This is a genomic window from Ancylobacter sp. IITR112 (genome assembly GCF_041415945.1).
Lineage (GTDB): Bacteria > Pseudomonadota > Alphaproteobacteria > Rhizobiales > Xanthobacteraceae > Ancylobacter.
This window is the reverse complement of sequence record NZ_JBGCUS010000001.1, coordinates 1,178,506-1,202,154: the sequence shown is the minus strand read 5'-3', so window position 1 is coordinate 1,202,154 and position 23,649 is coordinate 1,178,506. Positions and strand designations below refer to the sequence as shown.

20 protein-coding genes are annotated in these 23,649 nt (G+C 67.4%); 1 reads left to right on the top strand and 19 read right to left on the bottom strand.

Annotation, left to right across the window (positions count from 1 at the left end):
- Together AAC979_RS05390 and AAC979_RS05385 are read right to left on the bottom strand one after the other, a co-directional pair.
- The gene (locus tag AAC979_RS05390; RefSeq protein WP_371345817.1) at positions 1-1,191 is read right to left on the bottom strand and encodes an amino acid ABC transporter permease; all 1,191 of its coding nucleotides are present in this window, start codon (positions 1,189-1,191) and stop codon (positions 1-3) included.
- Positions 1,192-1,301: 110 nt separating this feature from the next.
- Complete coding sequence (locus tag AAC979_RS05385; protein WP_371345816.1) at positions 1,302-2,333, bottom strand: amino acid ABC transporter substrate-binding protein; 1,032 nt, start codon at positions 2,331-2,333, stop codon at positions 1,302-1,304.
- Between the two features lie 285 nt (positions 2,334-2,618).
- Here AAC979_RS05385 and metC point away from each other — a divergent pair, with 285 nt between their 5' ends.
- A complete protein-coding gene (gene metC, locus AAC979_RS05380) occupies positions 2,619-3,809 on the top strand; it encodes a cystathionine beta-lyase (protein ID WP_371345815.1) in 1,191 nt (396 codons plus the stop codon).
- Positions 3,810-3,845: 36 nt separating this feature from the next.
- Here the strand turns inward: metC and AAC979_RS05375 are convergent, their stop codons facing one another.
- The 17 genes from AAC979_RS05375 to AAC979_RS05295 all read right to left on the bottom strand — a co-directional run bounded on the left by AAC979_RS05375 (position 3,846) and on the right by AAC979_RS05295 (position 23,644).
- Positions 3,846-5,618 carry an ArnT family glycosyltransferase gene (locus AAC979_RS05375; RefSeq protein WP_371345814.1) on the bottom strand — a complete coding sequence of 591 codons (1,773 nt, stop codon included), beginning with the start codon at positions 5,616-5,618 and terminating at the stop codon, positions 3,846-3,848.
- A gap of 99 nt (positions 5,619-5,717) precedes the next feature.
- A complete protein-coding gene (ureG, locus tag AAC979_RS05370; protein ID WP_371345813.1) occupies positions 5,718-6,374 on the bottom strand; it encodes an urease accessory protein UreG in 657 nt (218 codons plus the stop codon).
- Between the two features lie 16 nt (positions 6,375-6,390).
- Positions 6,391-7,098, bottom strand: a complete 708-nt coding sequence (locus AAC979_RS05365; RefSeq protein ID WP_371345812.1) for an urease accessory protein UreF — start codon at positions 7,096-7,098, stop codon at positions 6,391-6,393.
- Positions 7,099-7,107: 9 nt separating this feature from the next.
- Positions 7,108-7,908, bottom strand: coding sequence for an urease accessory protein UreE (locus tag AAC979_RS05360; RefSeq protein WP_371345811.1), 801 nt, complete (start codon positions 7,906-7,908; stop codon positions 7,108-7,110).
- A 51-nt stretch (positions 7,909-7,959) separates the two neighbouring features.
- Positions 7,960-9,672, bottom strand: coding sequence for an urease subunit alpha (ureC, locus tag AAC979_RS05355; RefSeq protein ID WP_371345810.1), 1,713 nt, complete (start codon positions 9,670-9,672; stop codon positions 7,960-7,962).
- 57 nt (positions 9,673-9,729) lie between these two features.
- Entirely contained in the window at positions 9,730-10,350 is a 621-nt protein-coding gene (locus AAC979_RS05350) for an urease subunit gamma (protein WP_371345809.1), read from the bottom strand.
- A 58-nt stretch (positions 10,351-10,408) separates the two neighbouring features.
- Positions 10,409-11,296, bottom strand: a complete 888-nt coding sequence (locus AAC979_RS05345) for an urease accessory protein UreD (protein ID WP_371345808.1) — start codon at positions 11,294-11,296, stop codon at positions 10,409-10,411.
- Positions 11,271-11,966, bottom strand: a complete 696-nt coding sequence (urtE, locus tag AAC979_RS05340; protein WP_371345807.1) for an urea ABC transporter ATP-binding subunit UrtE — start codon at positions 11,964-11,966, stop codon at positions 11,271-11,273. The genes AAC979_RS05345 and urtE overlap by 26 nt, the downstream gene beginning before the upstream one ends.
- 5 nt (positions 11,967-11,971) lie before the next feature.
- Complete coding sequence (urtD, locus tag AAC979_RS05335) at positions 11,972-12,751, bottom strand: urea ABC transporter ATP-binding protein UrtD (protein ID WP_371349005.1); 780 nt, start codon at positions 12,749-12,751, stop codon at positions 11,972-11,974.
- 38 nt (positions 12,752-12,789) lie between these two features.
- Positions 12,790-13,932 (bottom strand): urea ABC transporter permease subunit UrtC, encoded by a 1,143-nt coding sequence (urtC, locus tag AAC979_RS05330; RefSeq protein WP_371345806.1) that lies wholly within the window; start codon positions 13,930-13,932, stop codon positions 12,790-12,792.
- 17 nt (positions 13,933-13,949) lie between these two features.
- Positions 13,950-15,584: an urea ABC transporter permease subunit UrtB gene (urtB, locus tag AAC979_RS05325; protein ID WP_371345805.1), complete on the bottom strand. Its 1,635-nt coding sequence runs from the start codon at positions 15,582-15,584 to the stop codon at positions 13,950-13,952.
- Positions 15,585-15,739: 155 nt separating this feature from the next.
- Positions 15,740-17,047, bottom strand: a complete 1,308-nt coding sequence (urtA, locus tag AAC979_RS05320; RefSeq protein WP_371345804.1) for an urea ABC transporter substrate-binding protein — start codon at positions 17,045-17,047, stop codon at positions 15,740-15,742.
- 344 nt (positions 17,048-17,391) lie between these two features.
- Complete coding sequence (locus tag AAC979_RS05315) at positions 17,392-18,543, bottom strand: aminotransferase (RefSeq protein WP_371345803.1); 1,152 nt, start codon at positions 18,541-18,543, stop codon at positions 17,392-17,394.
- 87 nt (positions 18,544-18,630) lie between these two features.
- On the bottom strand, positions 18,631-19,743 hold the full coding sequence (locus AAC979_RS05310; protein ID WP_371345802.1) for a DUF1513 domain-containing protein: 1,113 nt from the start codon (positions 19,741-19,743) through the stop codon (positions 18,631-18,633).
- An 11-nt stretch (positions 19,744-19,754) separates the two neighbouring features.
- The gene (locus tag AAC979_RS05305) at positions 19,755-20,879 is read right to left on the bottom strand and encodes an imelysin family protein (RefSeq protein ID WP_371345801.1); all 1,125 of its coding nucleotides are present in this window, start codon (positions 20,877-20,879) and stop codon (positions 19,755-19,757) included.
- A gap of 15 nt (positions 20,880-20,894) precedes the next feature.
- On the bottom strand, positions 20,895-22,079 hold the full coding sequence (locus AAC979_RS05300) for a di-heme oxidoredictase family protein (RefSeq protein WP_371345800.1): 1,185 nt from the start codon (positions 22,077-22,079) through the stop codon (positions 20,895-20,897).
- 95 nt (positions 22,080-22,174) lie between these two features.
- Positions 22,175-23,644, bottom strand: a complete 1,470-nt coding sequence (locus AAC979_RS05295) for a multicopper oxidase family protein (protein WP_371345799.1) — start codon at positions 23,642-23,644, stop codon at positions 22,175-22,177.
- Between the last annotated feature and the right edge of the window lie 5 nt (positions 23,645-23,649).

The following is a 23,649-nucleotide window of genomic DNA, read 5'->3' as shown; positions in this document are numbered from 1 at the left end:
TCACCGTTCCACCAGCGCGACGCGCTTGTTGTAGGCGTTCATGATGATCGCTGTAATGATCGAGAGCAGGAGATAGACGCCCATGGTGATGGCGATGATCTCGATCGCCTGGCCGGTCTGGTTCAGCGACGTGCCGGCGAAAACCGCGACGAGATCGGGATAACCGATGCCGACCGCGAGCGAGGAGTTCTTGGTCAGATTGAGATACTGGCTCGTCAGCGGCGGGATGATGACCCGCATCGCCTGCGGGATGACCACCAGCCGCAGCGTCTGTCCGTTGCGCAGTCCGAGCGAATGCGCCGCTTCGGTCTGGCCGTGGCTGACGGACTGGATGCCGGCCCGCACGTTCTCGGCAATGAACGCGGCGGTATAAGTTGCGAGCGCGACCGTCAGTGCGACGAATTCCGGAATGACCTGGATGCCGCCGGCGAAATTGAAGCCCTTCAGGACCGGCGTTTCGAAGCTGATGGGAAACCCCGTCGCAATCATCGCCGCGAGCGGCAGGCCGATGAACAGCGCGAGCGACACCCACAGCACCGGAAGCCGGCGGCCCGTCTCCTCCTGCCGGCTCGCCGCCCAGTGTCGGAACAGGATGCTGCCGAGAAGGGCGAAGCCGATCGACCACAGCACGATGCCCGCCCCGTCCCCGAACAGCGGGCGGGGAATGATGATACCGCGGTTGGAGATGAAGACCTCGCCGAACAGGCTGATGCTGTTGCGTGGCCCCGGCATGGCGCTGAGCACGGCGAGATACCAGAACAGGATCTGGAACAGGGGCGGAAGATTGCGCAGCACCTCGACATAGACCGTCGAAATAGTACGCACCATGAAGTTCTTCGACAGGCGCCCGATGCCAACAAGGAAGCCGATGATCGTTGCGAGGAAGATGCCGACCACGGCGACCAGGATCGTGTTCAGCAAGCCGACGACAAAGGCGCGGCCATAGGTCGACGTTTCGGAATAGGGGATCAGCGTCTGGTTGATGCCGAAGCCTGCCGTATTGTCCAGGAAGCCGAAACCGGTGGCGATCTTCTGCGCCGCCAGATTATCGCGGGCATTCTCGGCAAAGCTCCAGCCGAGAAAAATGACCACGATCAGGGCGATGAGCTGAAGGCCGATGCTGCGGACCTTCGGATCGTTGATGAATGAACTCTTCTCGTGCCCGCCGACGGGCCCAGCCAAATCCGTCATAGTCCCCCTCGCCTCGGATCGAGGCCCCTGATCTCCCCGGCGCCGGACTGCCGCCAGCTTTGCCGGAGCGGGGAGGCTCCCGTCGTGCGGGAGCCTCCATTGTGTTTGCGTCAGCGGATCGGCGGGGCGTACTGGATGCCGCCCTTGTTCCACAGCGCGTTCAGGCCGCGGCTCAGCTTGAGCGGGGTGTCGGGACCAACCGTGCGGTCATACATCTCGCCATAATTGCCGACGTTCTTGATGATCAGGTAGCCCCAGTCATTGCCGAGGCCGAGCCCCTCGCCATACTTGCCTTCGGTGCCCACCAGGCGCTTGACCTCGGGGTTGGTGGCGTTCTTGAGCTGGTCGTCGACGTTCTTGGAATTGACGCCGAGCTCTTCCGCGTTCAGTTGCGCGAAGAGCACCCACTTGACGATATCGAACCACTGGTCATCGCCATGCGCGACCACCGGGCCGAGCGGCTCCTTGGAGATGATCTCCGGCAGCACGATGTGGTCGTCAGGGTTGGTCAGCTTGAGGCGTTCACCGGCAAGGCCCGAGCGATCGGTGGTGAGCACGTCGCAGCGACCGGCGTCATAGGCCTTGACCACCTCGTCATTGGTGGCGAAGGCAATGACCTCATAGGTCATGTTGTTCGCGCGGAAATAGTCGGCAAGGTTCTGCTCGGTCGTGGTGCCGGTCTGCGTGCAGACGGAGGCGCCGGACAATTCGAGCGCCGAGTTCACCTTCTTGTCCTTGCGGATCATGAAGCCCTGGCCGTCATAATAGGTGACGCCGGTGAAGTTCAGCCCCAGCGACGTGTCGCGGGTGATGGTCCATGTCGTGTTGCGCGACAGGATGTCGATATCGCCGGACTGCAGCGCGGTGAAGCGATCCTTCGCCGAGAGCGGGGTGAACTTCACCTTGGTGGCGTCGCCGAAGATGGCAGCCGCGACGGCGCGGCAGAATTCCACGTCGAGGCCGCTCCATTCGCCCTTGTCATTGGGGTTGGAGAAGCCGGGCAGGCCCTGGCTCACGCCGCACTGGACAAAGCCCTTCGACTTCACCTGCTCGAGCTTCGACGGCTTGGTCTGCGCCTGCGCGGCGACGGCCGAAAGGCCCATCACACCGGCAAATGCGAGCGTGGAGAGGAGGCGTTTCATGGTGGCAGCCTTCTTCATTCGGATTGGAGCTGACGTATCCGCCGCGACGGTGCGGGGCGGCACGGGCGATCGGTAAGGCAATTCGCATGCCGCAGATGGTTTCTGGCGACCTGTCATGCCTGCGTCCTTCGTCTTACAGTGCCCAGAAGACCCCCCTCTGGCACCACCGCAGCGAACGCAGCGTCATCAGAGCGCCGCATTCGGGCCCGGTCAAGCGCTTGACGGCGCAACGGCGCTCCCTTCCCTATGCGACCTTCGATAAATCGGCTCCAGCAGGCTACAACCATGGCGCACAAGACAAAAACCTCCCTCCCCGGCAAGCTGTCGGTGGAAACCGAACTGGTACTCGCCGGCCGCGATCCCTTTCGCCATGACGGCTTCGTGAACACCCCCATCGTCCGGGGATCGACCGTGCTGTCTCCCAGCGTCGCTGATCTCGAGGGTCATACCGGCCGCTACAGTTACGGCCGGCGCGGCAACCCGACGGTGGAGAGCCTGGAAACCGCACTCACCCAGCTTGAAGGTGGCGCCGGCGTCGTGCTCACCCCATCGGGACTTTCGGCTGTAAGCCTCGCCCTGCTCGCCGTGCTGAAAGCCGGCGATCACCTGCTCATGGTGGACAGCGCCTACCAGCCGACACGCCGGATTTGCGACGAAGTGCTGACGCGCTACGGCATCGAGACCACTTATTATGATCCGCTCATCGCCGGCGACATCGCCGGCCTCCTTCGCCCGAACACGCGGGCAATCTTCCTCGAATCGCCCGGCTCGCAATCCTTCGAGATTCAAGACATTCCCGCCATCGTTGCCGCCGCCTCCGCGCGCAACATCACGACGCTGATGGACAATACATGGGCAACGCCGCTGTTTTTGCGTCCGCATGACTTGGGCGTGGATGTCTCGATTCAGGCTGGCACGAAATATCTGAGCGGCCATTCGGACCTCAACATCGGTACGATTTCCGCCAATGAGAAAACGTTCCGCCGAATTCTTGTCACCCATGGCGACCTCGGCATCACCGTCGCGCCGGAGGATGCGTTCCTGGCTTCGCGCGGGCTGCGCACCATGGCGGTGCGGCTTGAGCGCCACCAGCAATCCGCGCTCACGGTGGCACGCTGGCTCGCCGAGAGGCCAGAGGTGCTGAAGGTGCTGCACCCGGCGCTGCCGGAGCATCCCGGCCATGGCTTGTGGAAGCGCGACTTCAAGGGCGCCTCCGGCCTTTTCAGCATCATCCTCCAGCCCGCTCCCAAGCCGGCGGTGGATGCCTTTCTCGACAATCTCGCCCTGTTCGGCCTCGGCTATAGCTGGGGCGGCTATGAGAGCCTTGCCATTCCCTTTGACTGCAGCGCCTACCGCACAGCTACCGCGTGGAAACCGGGCGGCCCGGCGATCCGCCTGCAGATCGGCCTTGAGAACCCTGCGGATCTGATTGCCGATCTCGATTGCGGCTTTCGCGCCCTGGCGGCGGCGCTCTGAGAGAACAGCCGCCCGCGGTGGCGGGGCGCGGGAGCTTCAGCCCGGCCGATAGGGGGCCAGCCGGACTTCCCGCAGGCCGTTGTAGTCGAACCCGCGCAAATCGGCCCCGCGCTGGATGCGCAGGCCGATCGCTTCCGCTCGGCGGGCAAAGCGCGGCTCTTGGCGTCGCTCGACAAAGACGACCCGGCAGGTGCCCCCGGCCTTGAGGAAGTCCGCCGCCGCCGCCCCATCCAGGAAGCGGGGCGCGTTCGGCATGAGCAGCGCAAAGCTCGGCTCATTATAGCCGGCGATGCCGACCTCGATGGGGCCCGTCCCGGCACCGCACGGCTCGCGCGCGGCGGCCGCAACGACGCGCGGCGCCAGCCAGAAACTGTCAATATTAGGCAGGACGAGTTGCATGACGCCAAAGCCGGAAATCAGCATACCGGCGAGGGCGGTGAGTGCCGCCTTCTCCACGCCGTACTCGCGCACCGACGCGGCTGCGATGACGAGGGCAAAGAACCCGACGAGCAGTAGCGGCCACGCCAGCACGCTCGTCGTGCGGTCAAACACGGCCATGCCAAGCAGCGCGCCGACAGCGATGACGGCCCCGATCAGCGGCCACAGCCACAGCACGCGCGTCAGCCGCATATTTCCCAGCGCCAGCGCCCCGCGCTCGACGGCAAGGGCAATGAGAATGGCGATGGCCGGCAGAGTCGGGGCCACATAGGCGGGCACCTTGGTCGGCAGGATCTCAAACAGCAACCAGACCGGCACCACCCAAGCCAAGAGGAAACGCACCGTGCCGATGCGACGCGCTTTCCAGACGATCGGCAGCGCCAGCACGGCTAGCGGCGCCGCCGGCCAGAAGATCACGAAGAACAGCAGGAGATAGACGCCCGGCGGGCCGGTGAAACCCTGATATTCGCGGGCCACCGGCCCGAGAAGCGTGCGGGCGACAAACTCCGCCTGCGTCTCCGGCATTCCATAGCGACGTAGAAGGAACCAGCCCACAACCACGACAAGGAGAATGGCTAGTCCACCATAAGAGCGTGCCCGCCGCAGGAACAGCGCCGAGCGGTCCACCGCCACCAGCGCCGCCAGTGGCAACACGACATAAAGCGGTGTCGCCAGCCCCTTGGTGAACAACCCCATTGCCAACGCCGTCCAGAACACAAGCGCCAGACGGGACTCGTGGGCGGATTGCTGCCACGCAACCCCTCCCTCACCATGGCGCTCGGCCAGATAGAGCCGCGCCATCGCACCCATCATTGCCGCCACCGAGCCGAGGAGAAACACTTCCGGCACGGCGAGCCGCCCCCCGACGCCGAGCGCGACGCTGGCCGCGATAAGGCTGCCGGCGAGCATGGCGGCGCGGCGCTGGATGAAGGCGAGTGCGGCCCAGAAGGTCAACAGCACCGCAGCGATCGCCGCCGCCAGAGACGGGATGCGATACAGCCAGATGCGGGTGGGGGCTTCGGGTATACCGACCAGTTCGGCCGCCCTCACCACACCGGCCTGCAGCCAGTGCAGTCCCAGCGCCTGAGTGCGCTTGGGCTCCCACCCGAGGCGCGTATCCGTCAGATTTCCCGTCTCGGCCATGTGTCGGCTGACAAGTGCATAACGGGCCCCATCCCGATCCACGGGCGGAATCGAGAAGAAGCCGGGAAGCAACGCCACCAGCGTCAGCCCGGTCAGGAAGAGGCAGGCCCGGAGATTCGTGCGGCTGCACGCTGCGAACAGCGCGACGATCCGATCCGGAAAGCGTGGTCCGCGCGAGGAATAGAGCGGGGCGGAACGCGCCTTGCGGCCCGCAGCAAATGACTTCATCGACCGGAATCCCTCCCACCTCGATGAACCTTAGCAGACCGGACCGGTCCGCCGCATCCCGCTCTGCGGTCGTCCACGCCAGTCGCGGACAAAGCGTCGTCAGGCTGGCACAGCAGTCCCTGCCGCGCCGGTTGCCGCGGCAACGAGGCCGCCGGCCTGCTCGATGAAGCGCGCGACCTCGGCGACGCCGTCACCGGCGCGCACATTGGCGAACACAAAGGGACGCCGCCCGCGCATGCGTCGCGAATCCCGGTCCATCACATCAAGCGAAGCGCCGACCAGCGGCGCCAGATCCACCTTGTTGATGACGAGGAGATCAGAACGGGTGATGCCTGGCCCCCCCTTGCGCGGGATCTTCTCCCCGGCAGACACGTCGATCACATAAATGGTGAGGTCCGCAAGTTCAGGCGAAAAGGTCGCGGCGAGATTGTCGCCACCGGATTCGATGAGGATCAGGTCGAGCCGAGGGAAGCGCGCCCGCATCTCGGCGATAGCGGCGAGGTTCGCGGAGGCATCCTCGCGGATGGCGGTGTGGGGGCAGCCGCCCGTCTCCACGCCCATGATGCGCTCGGCGGGAAGCGCGCCGGCGCGGGTGAGTATTTCCGCATCCTCCTTGGTGTAGATGTCGTTGGTGATGGCAGCGAGGTCGTAGCGCTCGCGGAAAGTCCGGCACAGCGCTTCCATCAGCGCGGTCTTGCCCGAACCGACCGGCCCGCCAATGCCGACCCGCAGCGGGCCGCTCGTGTCGCTCGCCATGAATGCCTCCTCGCCTTCAACTTCGGAACAGCCGCGTGTACTGCGTCTCGTGACGCATCGACGCGATATCGGATTTGAGCGCCGCCCCGCCGAGTTGGTCGAGCGGCACTCCGTCGACCAGCGGCGCCACCTCACGCACCGTCTGCGTCGCCGCCGCCAGCGCCCGGTTGCCGTCGGTCTGGCCGAGCGGCACGAGCCTCACGGCGGCAGAGATGAGGTTCGCTGCGACGGCGTTGAGGAAGGCGGAAGTCGTGGCCGCGAGAGGAAGCCCATGCGCCGCCGCCGCGAGGCCCACAGCTGCGGGATAGGCGACACGCCCGTCCCAGAGTGCGGGCAACCGCTCCAGCAGCGGCGCCGGCCACGCGGCGCGGGTGGCGGCGAGAAAGGCGTCGCCCTGGTTCAGCGTTTCCATCTGCCGTTCGCGCGAGGGGGCGAAGGCGGCGGCGAGTTCCAGCACCTCGCGCAGCCGTGCGTCGTCGCCCTCCCGCGACGCTTCAAAGGCGTGAGCCAGCAGGACGGCGTCGGCAAAGGGCCCGCCATGGCGCAGCAGATCGTCAACCCAGTGCGTAAGCGAGGCGAGATCGGAGACTTCCTGCGTCTCCACCGCCCATTCGAGACCGTGCGAATAGGCGAACGCCCCCACGGGATAAGCCGGAGACAGCCAGACGAACAAGGCCAGGAGATCGGGCGAGGCGCCAGGGAGCGCCACAGGTGCCTCGCTCATCGCCGCGCCCTAGTGACTGTGCTTATGGCCGTGACCATGTTCATGGTCGTGATCATGGCCATGATGTTCGTGGTCATGGCCATGCTTGTGGTCATGGCCGCAGCCGCAGTCGGGGCCGTGCTCGTGAGCATGCTCATGCTTGTGATCGTGGCTGTGGCTGTGCTCGTGCCCATGGACATGCAGCACGTCCCGTTCATGCGGGGCGTGACAGTGGCCATGATGGACATGTTCATGGTGATCATGACCGTGGTGGTCATGGTCGTGGTGATCATGGTCGTGGTGATCATGGCCGCAGCCGCAGGCCTCGCCATGAGCGTGGTCATGAGCGTGGTCATGATGGTGCTCGTGGCCGTGAGCGTGGTGCCCGTGCGCCTCGGCGGCTTCATAGGCGCCGCCTTCCGGCTCGAAGGCCGAATCGACCACCTCGACGGTGGCGCCAAGGCCGCGCGCCATCTCCTCCAGCACGCTGTCGCGGGCGATGCGGATGCGATCCGCAAGAAGCTCCGCCGGCACATGGCGGTTGCCCAGATGCCAGGCGAGCCGCGCCAGATGATGCGCATCCTGCGCGACGATCTCCGCCACCGGCTCCTCGGCCGCGACTACCGCCACGATGCGCTCGTCATCCAGTTTCAGACCATCGCCGTCCCGCAGCCGCGTCGCCTCGGCAAGGTCGAGCAGAAACGCCACGTCGCCCTCACCGCGCATGGCGATACGGCGGCGGTAGCGCCCGTCATGCGGCAGCACCACCCGGTCAGCGGCGGTGGCGGCATCCCAGCTGCCGGCGGGGAGCACAGTGCGGGCACGGATCATGGGAGAACTCCGGTGGGTGCGACGCGCGGTTTAGGCGTCCTCTCCCAACCCTTAGAACAGGAAATAGCGCTGCGCCATGGGGAGTTCGCTAGCGGGGGCGCAGGTCAGCAACTCGCCATCGGCCCTCACTTCATAGGTTTCCGGGTCGATCTCCAGATGCGGGGTCGCGTGGTTGTGAATCATCGACGCCTTCGAGATGCCGCCGCGCACATTCTCCACCGCCACCGCGCGCTTCTCCAGTCCCAGCTTGTGGGCGACATTCAGCTCCATCGCCGCCTGCGAGACGAAGGTGAGCGAGGTTGCGGTGCGCGCCTTGCCATAGGCGCCCCACATCGGCCGGTAATGCACCGGCTGCGGCGTGGGGATGGACGCGTTGGGATCGCCCATGACCGCCGCCACGATGGTCCCGCCCTTGATCACCATGTCCGGCTTGGTGCCGAAGAAGGCCGGCGACCAGACCACGAGATCGGCCAGCTTGCCGTTCTCCACCGAGCCGATATGTCGGGAGATGCCGTGCGCAATGGCGGGATTGATCGTGTATTTGGCGATGTAGCGCTTGGCGCGGGCATTGTCGTTGCGCTCGCTATCCCCCGGCAGCAGGCCGCGCTGCAGCTTCATCTTGTGCGCGGTCTGCCAGGTACGGGTGATCACCTCGCCCAGCCGGCCCATGGCCTGGCTGTCCGAACTCATCATCGAGATCGCGCCGAGATCATGCAGAATGTCCTCGGCCGCAATCGTCTCCTTACGGATGCGGCTCTCGGCAAAGGCGAGATCCTCCGCGATCAGCGGGTCGAGGTGGTGACAGACCATGAGCATGTCGAGATGCTCGTCGAGCGTGTTGATGGTGAAGGGCCGCGTCGGGTTGGTGGACGACGGCAGCACATTCGGCAGGCCCGCCACCTTCATGATATCAGGCGCATGGCCGCCACCGGCGCCTTCGGTGTGGAAGGCGTGAATGGTGCGCCCCTTGAAGGCGCCGATCGTGTCCTCGACAAAGCCGCTTTCATTGAGCGTGTCGGTGTGGATCATCACCTGAATGTCGTACTCGTCGGCCACCGACAGGCAATTGTCGATGGTCGCCGGCGTCGTTCCCCAGTCCTCGTGCAGTTTCAGCGAACAGGCGCCGGCCTCGATCTGCTCGACCAGCGGGCCCGGCAGTGAGGCATTGCCCTTGCCCGACAGGGCGAGGTTGACCGGGAAGCTGTCGAAGGCGCGAAGCATCATCTCGATGTGCCACGGGCCGGGCGTGCAGGTCGTGGCGTTGGTGCCCGCCGCCGGGCCGGTGCCGCCGCCCAGCATGGTGGTGACGCCGCTCATCAGCGCGTGCTCGATCTGCTGTGGGCAGATGAAGTGGATATGGCTGTCGAAGCCGCCGGGGGTGATGATCTTGCCCTCGCCGGCGATGACTTCCGTCGATGCGCCGATGACGATGTTCACGCCCGGCTGAATGTCCGGATTGCCGGCCTTGCCGATGCCGCAGATCCGGCCGTCGCGGATGCCGATATCCGCCTTGACGATACCCCAGTGGTCGAGGATCAGCGCGTTGGTGATGACGGTATCGACCGCCCCCTCCGCCCGCATGACCTGCGACTGGCCCATGCCGTCGCGGATGGTCTTGCCGCCGCCAAATTTCACCTCCTCGCCATAGACGGTGAGGTCCTTCTCCACCTCGATGACGAGGGCAGTGTCGGCGAGGCGCACCCGGTCGCCCGTGGTCGGGCCGAACATCTCGGCATAGGAGGCGCGGGAAATCTTGATGGACATGGCGGCAATCCGTATCGGCAGGGTGGACGGCGAGGCGGCGGGCGGGTCAGTCGGGTGTCACAGCTTGCCCATCACGTCCTGGCGGAAGCCGTAGACCTCTCGCTTGCCGGCAAGAGCGACCAGCGTCACCTCCCGGCTCTGCCCAGGCTCGAAGCGCACCGCCGTTCCGGAGGGAATGGCGAGCCGCATGCCGCGCGCTTTTTCCCGCTCGAAGGCGAGCGCCGGGTTGGTTTCGAAAAAGTGGTAATGGCTGCCGACCTGAATCGGCCGGTCGCCCGTATTGGCGACGATGACAGAGACGAAGTCGCGCCCAGCCAGCAATTCGATCTCGCCTTCTTCCAGCAGCATCTCGCCAGGCGCCCCCGCAGAATGAGCGGAGGCGATCGGCTCATGCACGGTGACGAGCTTGGTACCATCCGGAAAGGTCGCCTCGACCTGGATTTCGACGATCATCTCGGCGACGCCCGGCATCACCTGATCGGCGGTCAGCACTGTGGTGCCGAGCGTCATCAGTTCGGCAACGGTCTTGCCGTCGCGTGCGCCCTCCACCACCACATCGGTAATGAGCGCCACCGCCTCGGGATAGTTCAGCTTCACCCCCCGCTCCAGGCGGCGACGGGCCACCAGGGCGGCCATGGCGACAAGCAGCTTGTCCTTCTCGCGCGGGCTGAGGTTCATTAGGGCGTCTCCGGCTCTGCAAAGGTGATTGTCGCGGCAAAAGTCCGCCATACTTGCATCAGGAATGCCAGATGCGCGGCACTTCGCCCACTCCGAGCACGCCGAGCACCCGGCGTATGGCACTCTCCAATGGCGCGCCGTCGCGGGCGAGCAGGCGGACGGACAGCATGCCGTCCCAGGAGCTGGCACCCGCGTCGAGCCCCTCGGGCAAAGTGGCGGGAGCAATGTCGTCCGCGCCACTGTCGAGGCCGAGGGCGCCGCGGGCGGCCTCGAGCCGCGCCTCGGCATCCGGTGCCACCAGCAGCAGCGTGGCGAAAGCAGCCCAGCCACCGGCGGTCGCGCGGCGGTCGAGCGTGGCGGCGATGTCGCCGTCGAGCTGCAGCCCGTCGGCATAGATGAGACGCCCATCGCGGCGGATGCGCCAACGGTCGGCAAGGCTGCCGTGGGAGACACGCTCACCCCGCGCAGTGCGACCGAGAATGACCGGCTCGACCAGCAGGAGCCGCGCATCCGGCGCCACCTCGGCGGCGATGGAGCGTTCGACCCGCGCGCCGTCGAACACGATGGTTGACTGCGGCAGCCAGTGCAGGCTGGCGCACGCTTCCGCGACCAATTCCACTTCGATGCGCGAGGTGGCGCCGTCCGAGCGATAGATTTTCTCCGCCGCCTGAGTGGTGACCACCAATTGGGCATCTCGCCCAGCAACAAGGCAGCTTTGCGAGGCATCGCCCCCGGCAAGGCCACCCCCAGTGTTGATCATGACCGCTTCCAGTGCCCGCCCCCGGCGACCGGAGCGCGGAAAACGCACGCGCGCGAAACCCTCCTCCTCGATCCGCCCCCGCACCGTGCGCCCATCCAGCGCCCGCGCCTCGACCAGCAACCGCCCCTGCCCGCGCCGCTCGACCGGGATGGAGGCGGGTTCAGACGGCGATGCGGTTGCGAACATCGGGATCCTCAAGCGCAGCACCATCGCCGGACATCACCACGGCGCCACGCTCCATTACGATGAAATGGTCGGCGAGTTCCTTGGCGAAGTCGAAATACTGCTCGACCAGCACAATGGCCATGTCACCCTTGGACCGCAGATAGCGGATGGCGTTGCCGATATCCTTGATGATCGAGGGCTGGATGCCCTCGGTCGGCTCGTCCAGCACCAGCACCTTGGGCCGCATGGTCAGCGCTCGGCCGATAGCCAATTGCTGCTGCTGGCCACCCGAGAGGTCGCCGCCGCGCCGGCGCATCATCGAATCCAGCACCGGGAACAGCGAGAACACGTCGTCGGGGATGAAGCGGTCGGGCCGCTTCAGGGGCGCGAAGCCGGTCTGCAGGTTTTCCGCGACGGTGAGCAGCGGAAAGATCTCGCGCCCCTGCGGCACGAAGGCGATGCCCCGCCGCGCCCGCTCGGACGGCGCCATAGCGGTGATGTCTTCGCCATTGAACCGGATCGTGCCCTTGGCGACGGGCGCCTGGCCGACAATGGCTCGCATCAGGCTGGTCTTGCCGACGCCGTTGCGCCCGAGCACGCATGTGACCTTGCCGGGCTCTGCGGTGAGCGAGACGCCGCGCAAGGCTTGCGCCGCGCCGTAGAAAAGGTTGATGTCCTGAACTTCCAGCATGAGCCCTAGCGCCCCAGATAGACTTCGATGACGCGCTCATTGGCGCTCACCTGATCGAGCGTCCCCTCGGCCAGGACCGAGCCTTCATGCAGACACATGACGCGCACGCCGAGGTCGCGCACGAAGGTCATGTCGTGCTCGACCACCACCACCGAATGGCCGTTGGCGTTGATCGCCCGCAGCAATTCGGCGGTCTGGGCGGTCTCCGCGTCGGTCATGCCGGCCACCGGCTCGTCGACCAGCAGCAGCTTGGGGTCCTGCGCCAGCAGCATGCCGATTTCCAGCCACTGTTTCTGCCCGTGAGACAACGCCCCGCCGAGGCGGTCGCGATGCTCGGTGAGACGGATGGTCTCGAAAATCTCGTCGATTCGGTCGCGCTCGGCCGCGCTTTCGCGCCGGAAGATGTTGGGCAAAGCGCGCCGCTGGCCCTTCAGCGCAAGGCGCAGATTGTCGAGCACCGTGTGGCTCTCGAACACGGTCGGCTTCTGGAACTTGCGGCCGATGCCCAGCGTGGCGATCTGCGTCTCGTCCAGCTTGGTGAGATCGGTGGTGCCGCCATTGAAGTACACGTCGCCCCGATCGGGACGGGTCTTGCCGGTGATGACATCCATCATCGTCGTCTTGCCGGCGCCGTTCGGGCCGATCACCGCCCGCATCTCGCCGGGATCGACGGTGAAGGACAGCGCGTTGAGCGCGCGGAAGCCATCGAAGGTGACGGTGACGGCGTCGAGATAGAGCAGTGCCTCGGTCAGTTCCTTCTTCGCGGCAGGTGCCGCCTCGGCCATGGGTTCGAGCGTCGCGGTATCGGTCATGTCGCTCTCCCTCACTCGGCCGGGCCGGGCGCGGCTACGGGTGCGCCCGGTATGTCGTCATGCGGCCGGCGCTTTTCGCGCCAGTCGTAATAGGTGCCGACAATGCCCTTGGGCAGGAACAGGGTGACGGCGACGAACAGGCCGCCGAGCATGAACAGCCAGTACGGGGCGAGGATCCCTGAGGTGAAATAGGTCTTGGCGTAGTTCACCAGCACCGCCCCCAGCGCCGCGCCGACCAGCGTACCGCGCCCGCCGACCGCCACCCAGACGATGATCTCGATGGAATTGGCCGGCGAGAACTCCGAGGGGTTGATGATTCCGACCTGCGGCACATAGAGCGCGCCGGCGATGCCAGCGAGCATAGCGGAGACGACAAAGGCCACCAGCTTGTAATTCTCCGCCCGGTAGCCGGTGAAGCGCACGCGGGTTTCCGCATCGCGGATGGCGACCAGCACCTTGCCGAAATGCGAGCGGACGAGGAAGCGGCACAGAACATAGCCAAGCCCCAGCGCCACCGCCGACAGCACGAACAGCACCAGCCGCGTGCCGTCCGCCTGAATGTTGAAGCCGAGAATGTCCTTGAAATCGGTCAGGCCGTTATTGCCGCCAAAGCCCATATCGTTGCGGAAGAAGGCCAGCAGCAGGGCGAAGGTCATCGCCTGGGTGATGATGGACAGATACACGCCGGTGACGCGCGAGCGGAAGGCGAACCAGCCGAACACCAGGGCGAGAAGTCCCGGCGCCAACAGCACCATCAGCGCGGCGAAGGGGAACATATCGAAGCCGTACCAGAACCAGGGAAGTTCCTTCCAGTTGAGGAACACCATGAAATCCGGCAGGACCGGATCGCCATAGACGCCGCGCGTGCCGATCTGGCGCATCAGGTACATGCCCATCGCGTAGCCGCCGAGCGCGAAGAACGCGCCCTGCCCGAGCGAGAGGATGCCGACATAGCCCCAGATGAGGTCCACCGAGAGCGCGAGCAGCGCGTAGGTGAGGTACTTGCCGAGCAACGAGACCACATAGGTCGGTACATGCACCGCTGAATCCGGCGAGACGGCGAGGTTGAGGACGGGTACCAGCACCGCCACGACGGCGAGGACCGCGAGGAAGACGAGGCCGCTTGCGCCCAGGAGGGCCGGCTGACGGGTCATGGCTAAGCTCTTGGTATTCATGCCTCAATCGACCTTCCCTTGAGGGCGAAGAGGCCTCTTGGGCGCTTCTGGATGAAGAGGATGACGATGACCAGCAGCGCGATCTTGCCGAGCACCGCGCCGGCATAGGGCTCCAGCAGCTTGTTGGCGACGCCGAGCGTCATCGCGCCGACCAGCGTACCCCAGAGATTGCCCACGCCGCCGAACACAACCACCAGGAAGCTGTCGATGATGTAGCTCTGCCCGAGGTTTGGCGAGACGTTGTCGATCTGGCTCAGCGCCACGCCGGCCATGCCGGCGATGCCGGAGCCGAGGCCGAAGGTCATCGCGTCGACCCAGTTGGTGCGGATGCCCATGGAGGCGGCCATGCGGCGATTCTGCGTCACCGCCCGCATTTCCAGGCCGATGCGGGTCAGCCGAAGCGTTGCGAGCAACGCGAAAAACACCAGCAATGAGAAGACGATGATCCACAGCCGGCCATAGGTGATCGACAAATGGCCAATCTCGAAACTGCCGGACATCCAGCTTGGGGCGCCGACCTCGCGGTTGGTGGGGCCGAAAATGGTGCGGATCGCCTGCTGCAGGATCAGCGAAATGCCCCATGTCGCAAGGAGTGTCTCCAGCGCCCGGCCGTAGAGAAAGCGGATGACAGTGCGTTCGATGAGGACGCCGATGAGACCGGTGAAGACGAAGGCGAGCGGAATGGCGATCAGCAGCGAGGCGTCGAACAGGCCGGGATAGGAGGTGCGGATCACCTCCTGCACGACGAAGGTGGTGTAGGCGCCGAGCATGACCATTTCGCCATGCGCCATGTTGATGACGCCCATCACGCCGAAGGTGATGGCGAGGCCGATGGCGGCCAGCAGCAGCACCGAGCCAAGCGACAGCCCGTACCAGACATTCTGCGCCACGCCCCACAGCGCGAGGTTGCGTTCGATGCCGTCAATCGCCGCGGCAGCGGCCTGCTTCACCTCCGGCGCCGCGCTCTCGGGCACCGAGCGCAGGATGGCGAGCGCGTCCTGATTGCCCTCGGCTCCCACCAGTTCGACGGCGGCGATGCGCTCCGCCGGGGTGATGCCCTCCTTGCCGATCAGGATCGACGCGCGGGCGAGGTTCATCGCCGACTTCACCTTCGGGTCGGTCTCCTTGGCGATCGCCGCCTCCAGCGCCGGCAGCGCCGCCTCGTCGCGCGAGCGCCCGACCGCCAGTGCCGCCTCGCGGCGCGTGCCGGGGTCCGGGCTCACCAGTGAGAGGGCACCGTTGGCGGCCTCAATGGCGCGGCGGATGCGGTTGTTGACCCGCACCGGCTTGACCGCCGGCGCATCGGTGACGGGCTGCATCGTCAGCGGGTCGAGCAGCGCACCGCCCTCGCCCTGGATGAAGACACGCGGCGGCGTGCCGCCGAAGACGAGCTTGCCATCGGCCAGCGCGGCGACGATGCCGGCGGCGGCCGGGCTGCCACTTAACGCCAGCGCACCCAGCGCGGCTTCGGTGTCGTCATATTTGTTGGTCGTGAGCTGTGCCAACGGGGCGCTGATGTCCGGCGCGCCGCTTTCCTGCGCCGCGGCTCGCCCGAACGGGACGGAGGCACACAGCAGGGCGAGCGCACAGAGCAGGCGGGCAAGGCGGAAAAGGCAAGCGCGTGAGGTCATCATCGTCCGTCGATGTGGCGCTGGGGAAGGCCGGAGCGGTGCTCCGGCGGCGACGGCGGTACGCGGAGGCGAAGATATCCCGGCCGCCGCACGGGCGGCCGGAGGTTCGTGGGCGCGTCAGGCGGGAGCGCGAGGCCCTCGCCCGCGGTCCGGGCTCACTGCCCGGCGCCGCCGCACTTGCCGGTCTTGACGTTGAAGTTGCCGCAGGAAAGCGGCTTGCGCCAATCGGCGATCAGGTCCTTGGAGCCTTCCAGATAGGGGGACCATTCTTCGGCGACGATCAGGCCGGGGGTCTGCTCGACGATGTCGAACTGGCCGTCTTCCTTGATCTCGCCGATCAGCACCGGCTTGGTGATGTGGTGGTTCGGCATCATGGCGGAGAAGCCGCCCGACAGGTTCGGCACGGTGACGCCGATCAGCGCGTCGATGACGGCGTCGGCATCGGTGGTGCCGGCCTTCTCGACCGCCTTGACCCACATGTTGAAGCCGATGACGGTCGCTTCCATGGGATCGTTGGTCACGCGCTTGTCGTTCTTGGTGAAGGCCTGCCACTTCTTGATGAAAGCGGCGTTCTCCGGCACGTCGACCGACTGGAAGTAGTTCCACGCGGCGAGGTGGCCGACCAGCGGCTTGGTGTCGATGCCGGCGAGTTCTTCTTCACCGACCGAGAAGGCCACGACCGGAATGTCGGTCGCCTTGATGCCCTGGTTACCGAGCTCCTTGTAGAACGGCACGTTGGCATCGCCGTTGATGGTCGAGACGACCGCCGTCTTCTTGCCAGCCGAACCGAACTTCTTGATGTCGGCGACAATGGTCTGCCAGTCGGAATGACCGAAGGGCGTGTAGTTGATCATGATGTCTTCTTCCTTGACGCCCTTCGACTTCAGATAGGCTTCAAGGATCTTGTTGGTCGTGCGCGGGTAGACATAGTCCGTGCCGGCCAGCACCCAGCGCTGCACGCCCTCGTTTTCCATGAGGTAGTCGACCGCAGGAATGGCCTGCTGGTTCGGGGCGGCGCCGGTGTAGAACACGTTGCGCTCGCTCTCCTCGCCCTCATACTGGACCGGGTAGAACAGAATGCTGTTGAGCTCCTTGAACACCGGGAGCACCGACTTGCGCGACACCGAGGTCCAGCAGCCGAACACGACCGCGACCTTCTCCTTGGCGATGAGTTCGCGCGCCTTTTCGGCGAAGAGCGGCCAGTTGGAGGCCGGATCGACCACCACGGCTTCCAGCTTCTTGCCGAGCACGCCGCCGGCCGCGTTCTGTTCCTGCACCATGAACAGAACGGTGTCCTTCAGCGTCGTCTCGCTGATCGCCATGGTGCCGGACAGAGAGTGCAGCACGCCGACCTTGATCGTCTCCTGGGCGCTCGCGACGCCGCCTCCGGCCAGCGCCAGCGCAGCCGCACCCACAAGCGCGCGACCGGCCATGCGCCGGGCATGCGTGAACATGTTCAGCATCTTTATTCCCTTCTGGAGTACACACGCAGGACCCCCGTCCGCGTGCCGAGGGGATTGTTTGCAACCCGCGTGCCAAGGGCGGGATTGGGGCGATTGGAAAGGTCTTCCGATCCGCACATCGGGCGGCGGCTCTTCATCCAGCGGCAAAACGCCCAAGATACAGGCACATCCGCCAGGCGATTGCACCCGCGTCGACGACAGGCCTGATATTGCTTATATTTTATGCAATTTCCGTTGATCGGCCCGTCGATCCACCCGCCGTCGCGCGGCGGTCGTACCTGCCCGGGCGCGCAGGATCCGGTGACGGACGCAGGGCTGGCGGCCTGAGGTGGCTCGCCCGGTTCTCAGCGGTGGTCGAGCGTGCTCAGGCGTTCCAGCGCCCGGTCGAGCGTCGCATCCGTCTTGGCGAAGCACAGGCGCATCACGCTCGTGACCGGATCCTCCGCATAGAAAGCGGAGACGGGGATCGCCGCCACCCGTTCGCGCGCCACCAGCGACAGGCAGAACGCCTCATCGTTGAGGTCGCGGGCGAGCGGGGCCAGATCGACATTGAGGAAATAGGTGCCGGCGGAGGGCAGCACGCTCAGCCCGATTCGCGTCAGCCCCTCCGCCAGCCGGTCGCGCGAGCGCTGGAGTCCGGCGCGCATGGCGAGAAACCACTCCCGCTCCTTGCCCAGCCCATAGGCAACGGCGTTCTGCAGTGCCGGCGGCGTCGTGAAGGTGAGGAACTGGTGCGCCTTGGACAGCACCCGCATCAGCTCCGGCGCGGCACAGACGAAGCCGACCTTCCAGCCTGTCATGCCGAAGATCTTGCCGGCCGAGCCGATCTTCACGCTGCGCTCGCGCATCCCCGGCAGGGAGAGGACCGACTGATGCGTGCGGCCATCGAAGATCACATGCTCCCACACCTCGTCGCTCACCAGCACCGCGCCGGAGCGGGTGCAGAAATGGGCAAGCAGCGCCAGTTCCCCGGCGTCGAACACGCGGCCGGTCGGGTTGTGCGGGTTGTTGAACAGCACCAGCCGGGTGCGCGCGGTGAAGGCGGCGGCCAGCGCGTCCTCGGTGAGCCGCCAATGCGGCGGCACGAGGCGGACGAGGCGCGGCACGCCGCCGGCGCGCTGCACCAGCGGCAGATAGGCGTCATAGAGCGGCTGGAACAGCACCACCTCGTCGCCCGGCTCGATGAGGGCGAGCAGTGCGCCGGCAATGGCCTCGGTGGCGCCTGACGTGACCATCACCTCGCGCTCGGCATCGAGGTCGAGGCCCTGCCAGTCGCGGTAATGCGCGGCAACGGCGCGGCGCAGCTCCGGCGTGCCCATCATCGGCGGGTACTGGTTCCAGCCGTCGAGCACCGCCTGCGCCGCCTTCTCGCGCACATCGCGCGGGCCGGGATCGTCCGGGAACCCCTGGCCGAGATTGACCGCCTCACGCTGGCGGGCCAGCGCCGACATGGTCTCGAACACGGTGGTCGGCAGGGCGGCGAAGAGGGAGTTCATGACGCGGACCGAAGGGACGGAGAGGGCGACGTGCCTTCTAGCCGTTCCCACCCTGTCCGACACGCGCAAAATGCGGCGCGGCGCCGCTCAGGCGACCAGCACCGCGTGGTTGTCGTAGCGCGGGCCACCGGAGCGGCGGGCGACGACGCCGACGCCCTCGCCATCGGTGGCGATCAGCACCGTCTCGCCAAGGCCGCTTGTGGCGAGAAACTGCCCTGCCTGCCGCGTCGGGGCGAGGCCGCAGCCATCGACCAGCGGCAGCGAGCCGATATAGCGCCCGTCGCGCCGCCACAGCGCCACCCGGTTGCCGCGCGGGCTGGCGGCGGCGACAAAAGCGCCGGACGCATCAAGCGCCACCGAGCCGATATAGGTGCGCAGCCCGCGCCATGCCTCGTCCGGCGCGTCGAAGGCGCGTAGCCCCTCCCCCTCCACCGCATAGAGCAGCGGGCGGGCGACCCCGTCGGCCAGGAGATCCTGCGCCGCGACGACCGTGAAGCCGTCCGCGCCGGATGTGAGATGGCGCAGCGACAGCGAGGCGAGGTCTTCGCTCAATCCTGCCACCGCGCGCACCGCGCCGCTCTCAGGGTCGAGCAGGGCGACACTGGCGCCCGCGACCTCGGCGCCGAGCGCTTCCGGCGTGTGCGGCTCGATGCCGCCATTGGCGACGACCAGCGCGCCCCCCGCGGGCAGCATGTCGTGCGGACCGATGCCGGCGGACGCCCATTCCGCCTCCACCGCGAAGTCCGCCTCCACCACGCGGCGGGTCACGACGCCCTGCCCGTCCGCCCGTGCGATCTCCACCGCGAGAAAGCGCCGCCCGCCGTCGATGAAGCGGCCATGGCCGGAGAACACCCGCCCCTCGCCCGGCTCGAACGTCGCCAGCACGGTACCGGCGCGGCGATCGAACAGCACGGCCGTGGTGCCGGGTCGGCGCGCCACGGCGATGGCGGTGCGCCCGTCCGGGCTCGGCTCCACCCAATGCAGGCGCTGCGCCCCCGCCCCGACCGGCGTGGCGGCAAAGTCCGGGGCGACGACGACGGGGGCGAAACCGCCGTCCACGCCGGCGGTGGCCAGCCATTCCGCCTCCAGCAGATGGTCGCGCGCATGCGCGGCGCCGCTGGCGAACAAGACGCGCGGCCCGGCCGCCACCGCGCCGATGGCACCGACGAGCGTACGGCGGGTGAGATCGAGAAAGCCCATGCCCGCCTCCTTCAGTCGCCGTCGAGCGCGTTGAAGCCGAGCGGCACGCCAAGGCCGGCCGCCAGCGGCTTGGCGACGCTGGCCTGCGCCGCCTTGAAGGCGGCCACCGCCGCTTCCAGCGTCTTGCGGCCCGGCGCGGTCGTCGCCGCCGCGCCGATATCCTCCGGCAGTCCCTGCGCCGCCGCCTCGGCCGCCTGCACCGTCTGGGCGAGGCTGGCGCGGTCCTTCGCATTGAGTCCCGCACCAAGCGCGTCGGCCAGCGCCCGCGCGCTCGCCACGATGGCGACGATGGTCTCCTTCGACAGCCCGCTGCGGCGGCGGTCGGCAAGCAGCGGCTTGGCCTCTTCGGCACTCTTGCCGAGGACGACCAGCAGCCGCTGGTCGACCACGCGCTGATAGGCGCCGGCGAGATCGGTGACGATCTGGCTGAGCAGGGCGTTGGGATCAGGGAAATAGACCGGATCGGCCTTGCCGGCGACGAGCTGCGCCAGCAGCCCCTCGCTGCGGCTGCCCCAGCCGGTGCGGATTTCCCCGGCGATGGTCGCCAGATTGAGCGCCACCGCCTGCCCCAGCGCGCAGCGCCGCGCCGCTTCCGGCCCCGCCACCAGCGCGGCCTCGGCACCGTCGTCATACAGCACCCGTTCCAGCGCCGGCAGCCCCTGCGCCGCCGCGCTGAGGCGGAAGAAGCGCTTGGGCTGCAGCCGCTCATCGGTGGGATCGGCGAGGAGTTCCGCCACGGAGCGACCGACGGCGTTGCGCCGCTCCGGGAACAGGTTGAAGCGATCGGGCCGCAGCGACAGCATCACCGGGCCGAAGGTGATGAACTCCACCGCCGACCAGGCTTCGGAAACCGCGGCAAAGCGGGCCCTCAGCTCTTTCACCCCTTCGGCGGACGGCGCCTTGCAGAAGCCGTCCCATGCCTGCTCCTGCGCCTTGGCGGCGGCGAGCAGCGTGTCGTAGCGCGGCAGCAGCCAGCTCTCGACGATGTCGGGCGCGGAAACCGGCGCGGCCTGGGCGCGGCCGATGAACAAAGTGGTGAGCAGCGTGCCTGCGGCGGCAATGGCCGGCGCGCCCTGCGCGGCCTGCACGATCTGGCTCGCCACTGCCAGCGCCACGGCGAAGGGGGATCGGCTCATGTGCAGGGCCTCGCTCTAGAGAGAAGAAACATACTCGATCAGCCGGGCGCGATCGGCCGCCCCCAGCGTCTCGAAGCGCGCGCGGGCGCCGGATGCCTCGCCGCCATGCCAGCGCACCGCCTCGGCCACATCGGCGGCGCGGCCGTCATGCAGCAGGCCGGTGCCGCGTTCCAGCATGGAGGAGATTCCCGCCAGCGGCGCGGTGCGCCATTCGGCAGCGGCGGCGCCCGGCACCCCGGAAGGGTCGGCGAGCCCCTCGCCCATATCGTGCAGCAGCACATCGGTGAACAACGCCACCGTGCCCCCATCGCGGGTCTGCAGCGCCGGGCGGTGGCAGGCGGCGCAGCCCGTGGCGGCGAACAGCCGCGCGCCCTCGGCCCCGCCCGCGCCGGCCGGCACTTTGAGCGCCCGCAAATAGCTGACGAGGCGGCCGACTATGGCCTGCGAGATTTCCGGCTCACCCTCACCCTCGCGGCCGTGCGGGGCGTTGCGGCAGGCGGTCTGCGCCTCGGTACAGTCGCCCCACGGCTCGGGGCGCAGCGGCGTCGACAGGCCGAGATCGAGCGCAAAGGCTTCGGAGGCCTGCCCCGCCAGCGTCGGGTGGCTCGCCTTCCAGCCGAAGCGGCCGACTGTCGAACCGCCCTCGGGAGTGGGGAAGCGGCGGGCCCGGCCGCGCACGCCGTCGCCGTCACGGTCCTCGGGGTCTTGCAGCGCCAGGATCGCCGCATCGTCCACCAGTTCCAGCTTGCCGCGCCCGCGCAGATCCGGCGCCGCGCGCAGCGACATATGGGTGGCGGGGTCGAGCGGCCCATAGCCGGGGGAGTCGATCTGCGGCAGCCGCCGACCCTTGTCCACCGTCACCGTGAAGCTGCCCTCAGTCGGCACACCGGGCAGCGTCATTGTCTCCAGCCGGTGGCCATAGACGGGATCGCCGCCGCCGTCCGTGCGGAACAGCGCAAGTACCAGCCCCAGCGCCTCCGGCCTCCCGGCCGCGTCCAGCGCCGTCGCCCCCGCCCCGCCGGCGGGATGGCAGGCCGAGCAGGAGCGCGCATCGAACAACGGGCCGAGCCCGTCATTGGCGCGGGTGGAGCTCGGCGCCGGCACCCAGGGCCGCTCGAAGAGCGCCTTGCCGATGGCGGCATCGAGCCGGGCATCGTCGGCCAGAACGGAAGCCGGCATCAGCAGGGCGGCCAGAACCATGGCCTGCCGGACAAGGCCGCGGCGCGAAATCGTCGCCCTATCCGGGATCGGCGGGACGGGGCACGGCGATGGCTGGGAGCGGCAGCGCATGCGCATTACACGACCCGGAACCAGCCCATCATGCCGGTCTCCATGTGTTCCAGAATGTGGCAGTGGAACACCCAGTCGCCGCGCGCCGCGACGAAGGCGGTCTCCACCGCCTCGCCCGGCTGGACCAGCACGGTGTCCGCCCAGTGGCGAGGCAGTCGGCCGAGGCTGGAGGACATCACCTCGAAAGCATGGCCGTGCAGATGGACGGGGTGGGGAAAGCGCGTCTCGTTCTTGATCTCCACCACATAGGAGGCGCCTTCCTGCATCCGCGCCAGCGGCGGCGGCAGGTTGCGCCGCGTGCCGGTGGGCCAGGATTCCGACTGGATGCCCCAATAGGTGGTGGAGCCGACACACAGGCTGTCGATCAGCGCCTTGGCCAGCGGATCGTCCGGCGGCAAAGCGAGGTCCTTCACCGCCTGGTCGGTGGCCTGCTGCAGGGTGAAGGAAAGCCGGGTCGCCGTCTTCATGTCCGGTTTCGGCAAGGCGGGTTTCGGCAAGGCGAGCGGGCCCTTGCGCGGCTTGGCGGCCTTGCCGGCGGCCGTGAGGGTGGCGAACTGATAAATGTCGGCGGCGCGGTAGTCGCCCAGCGTCACCGGGGAACCGTCCGCCGGCATGCGGATGTCGAGGTCGATGCGCTGGGCCGGGCCCATGCGCCAGATGCCATCGGGCAGATCATCGAGCCGCACCGGTGGCAGTGCATGGCCGTCGACGGCGATGAGCCAGGCTTCGCCGCCCTCCACGCCGATATCCATGATGCGGGTGGAATCGATGTTGAGAATGCGCAGCCGCGCATGGCCGCCGGCGGGCGCTTTGAGCTCAACCGAGGCCGCGCCATTCACGGTTCGGGTGGCGCCGAACGTGCCGGCCTTGGACGCACCGTCGGGCTCGGAGAGCGGAAGATAGCTTCCATCCTCCTTCAGCCGCCAGTCCTTCAGGCAAAGCACATGCTCGGCATCGAAGGCGGGGTCGCGCTCATCCTCGACGATCAGCACGCCGGCGAGGCCCTTGCCGGCCTGCCCGGTCTCGTCGCAATGGGGATGGAAGAAGAAGGTGCCGGGATCGTCGAGCGGCAGCAGGTGCACGAAGCGGCTGCCGGGCAGCACCAGCGGCTGGGTCAGGGTCGGCACGCCGTCATATTCGTTCGGCATGCGGATGCCGTGAAAGTGCAGCGTGGAGCCTTCGTCAATGCCGTTGACGAAGGTTGCCTTCAGCCGCGTGCCGCGCGGCAGGCGCAGCGTGCGGAACGGGGCGCCGTCATAGGCGAGGATGCGTGTCGCCGGACCTTGGGGGCCGAGCAGCTTCAGCTCCATCTCACCGGCGGTGAGCGTCACTTCATGGGTGGGCGTGAAGGATGACGGATCGAAACCAGCGCGCGCGGCACCGGTACGGGTCGGCGCGAGCAGCGCCCATCCGCCGAGTGCCGCGCCCGCACCGAGGAAGGCGCGGCGCGAGAGACCCGCGCCGCCGCGTGTCATGGCCG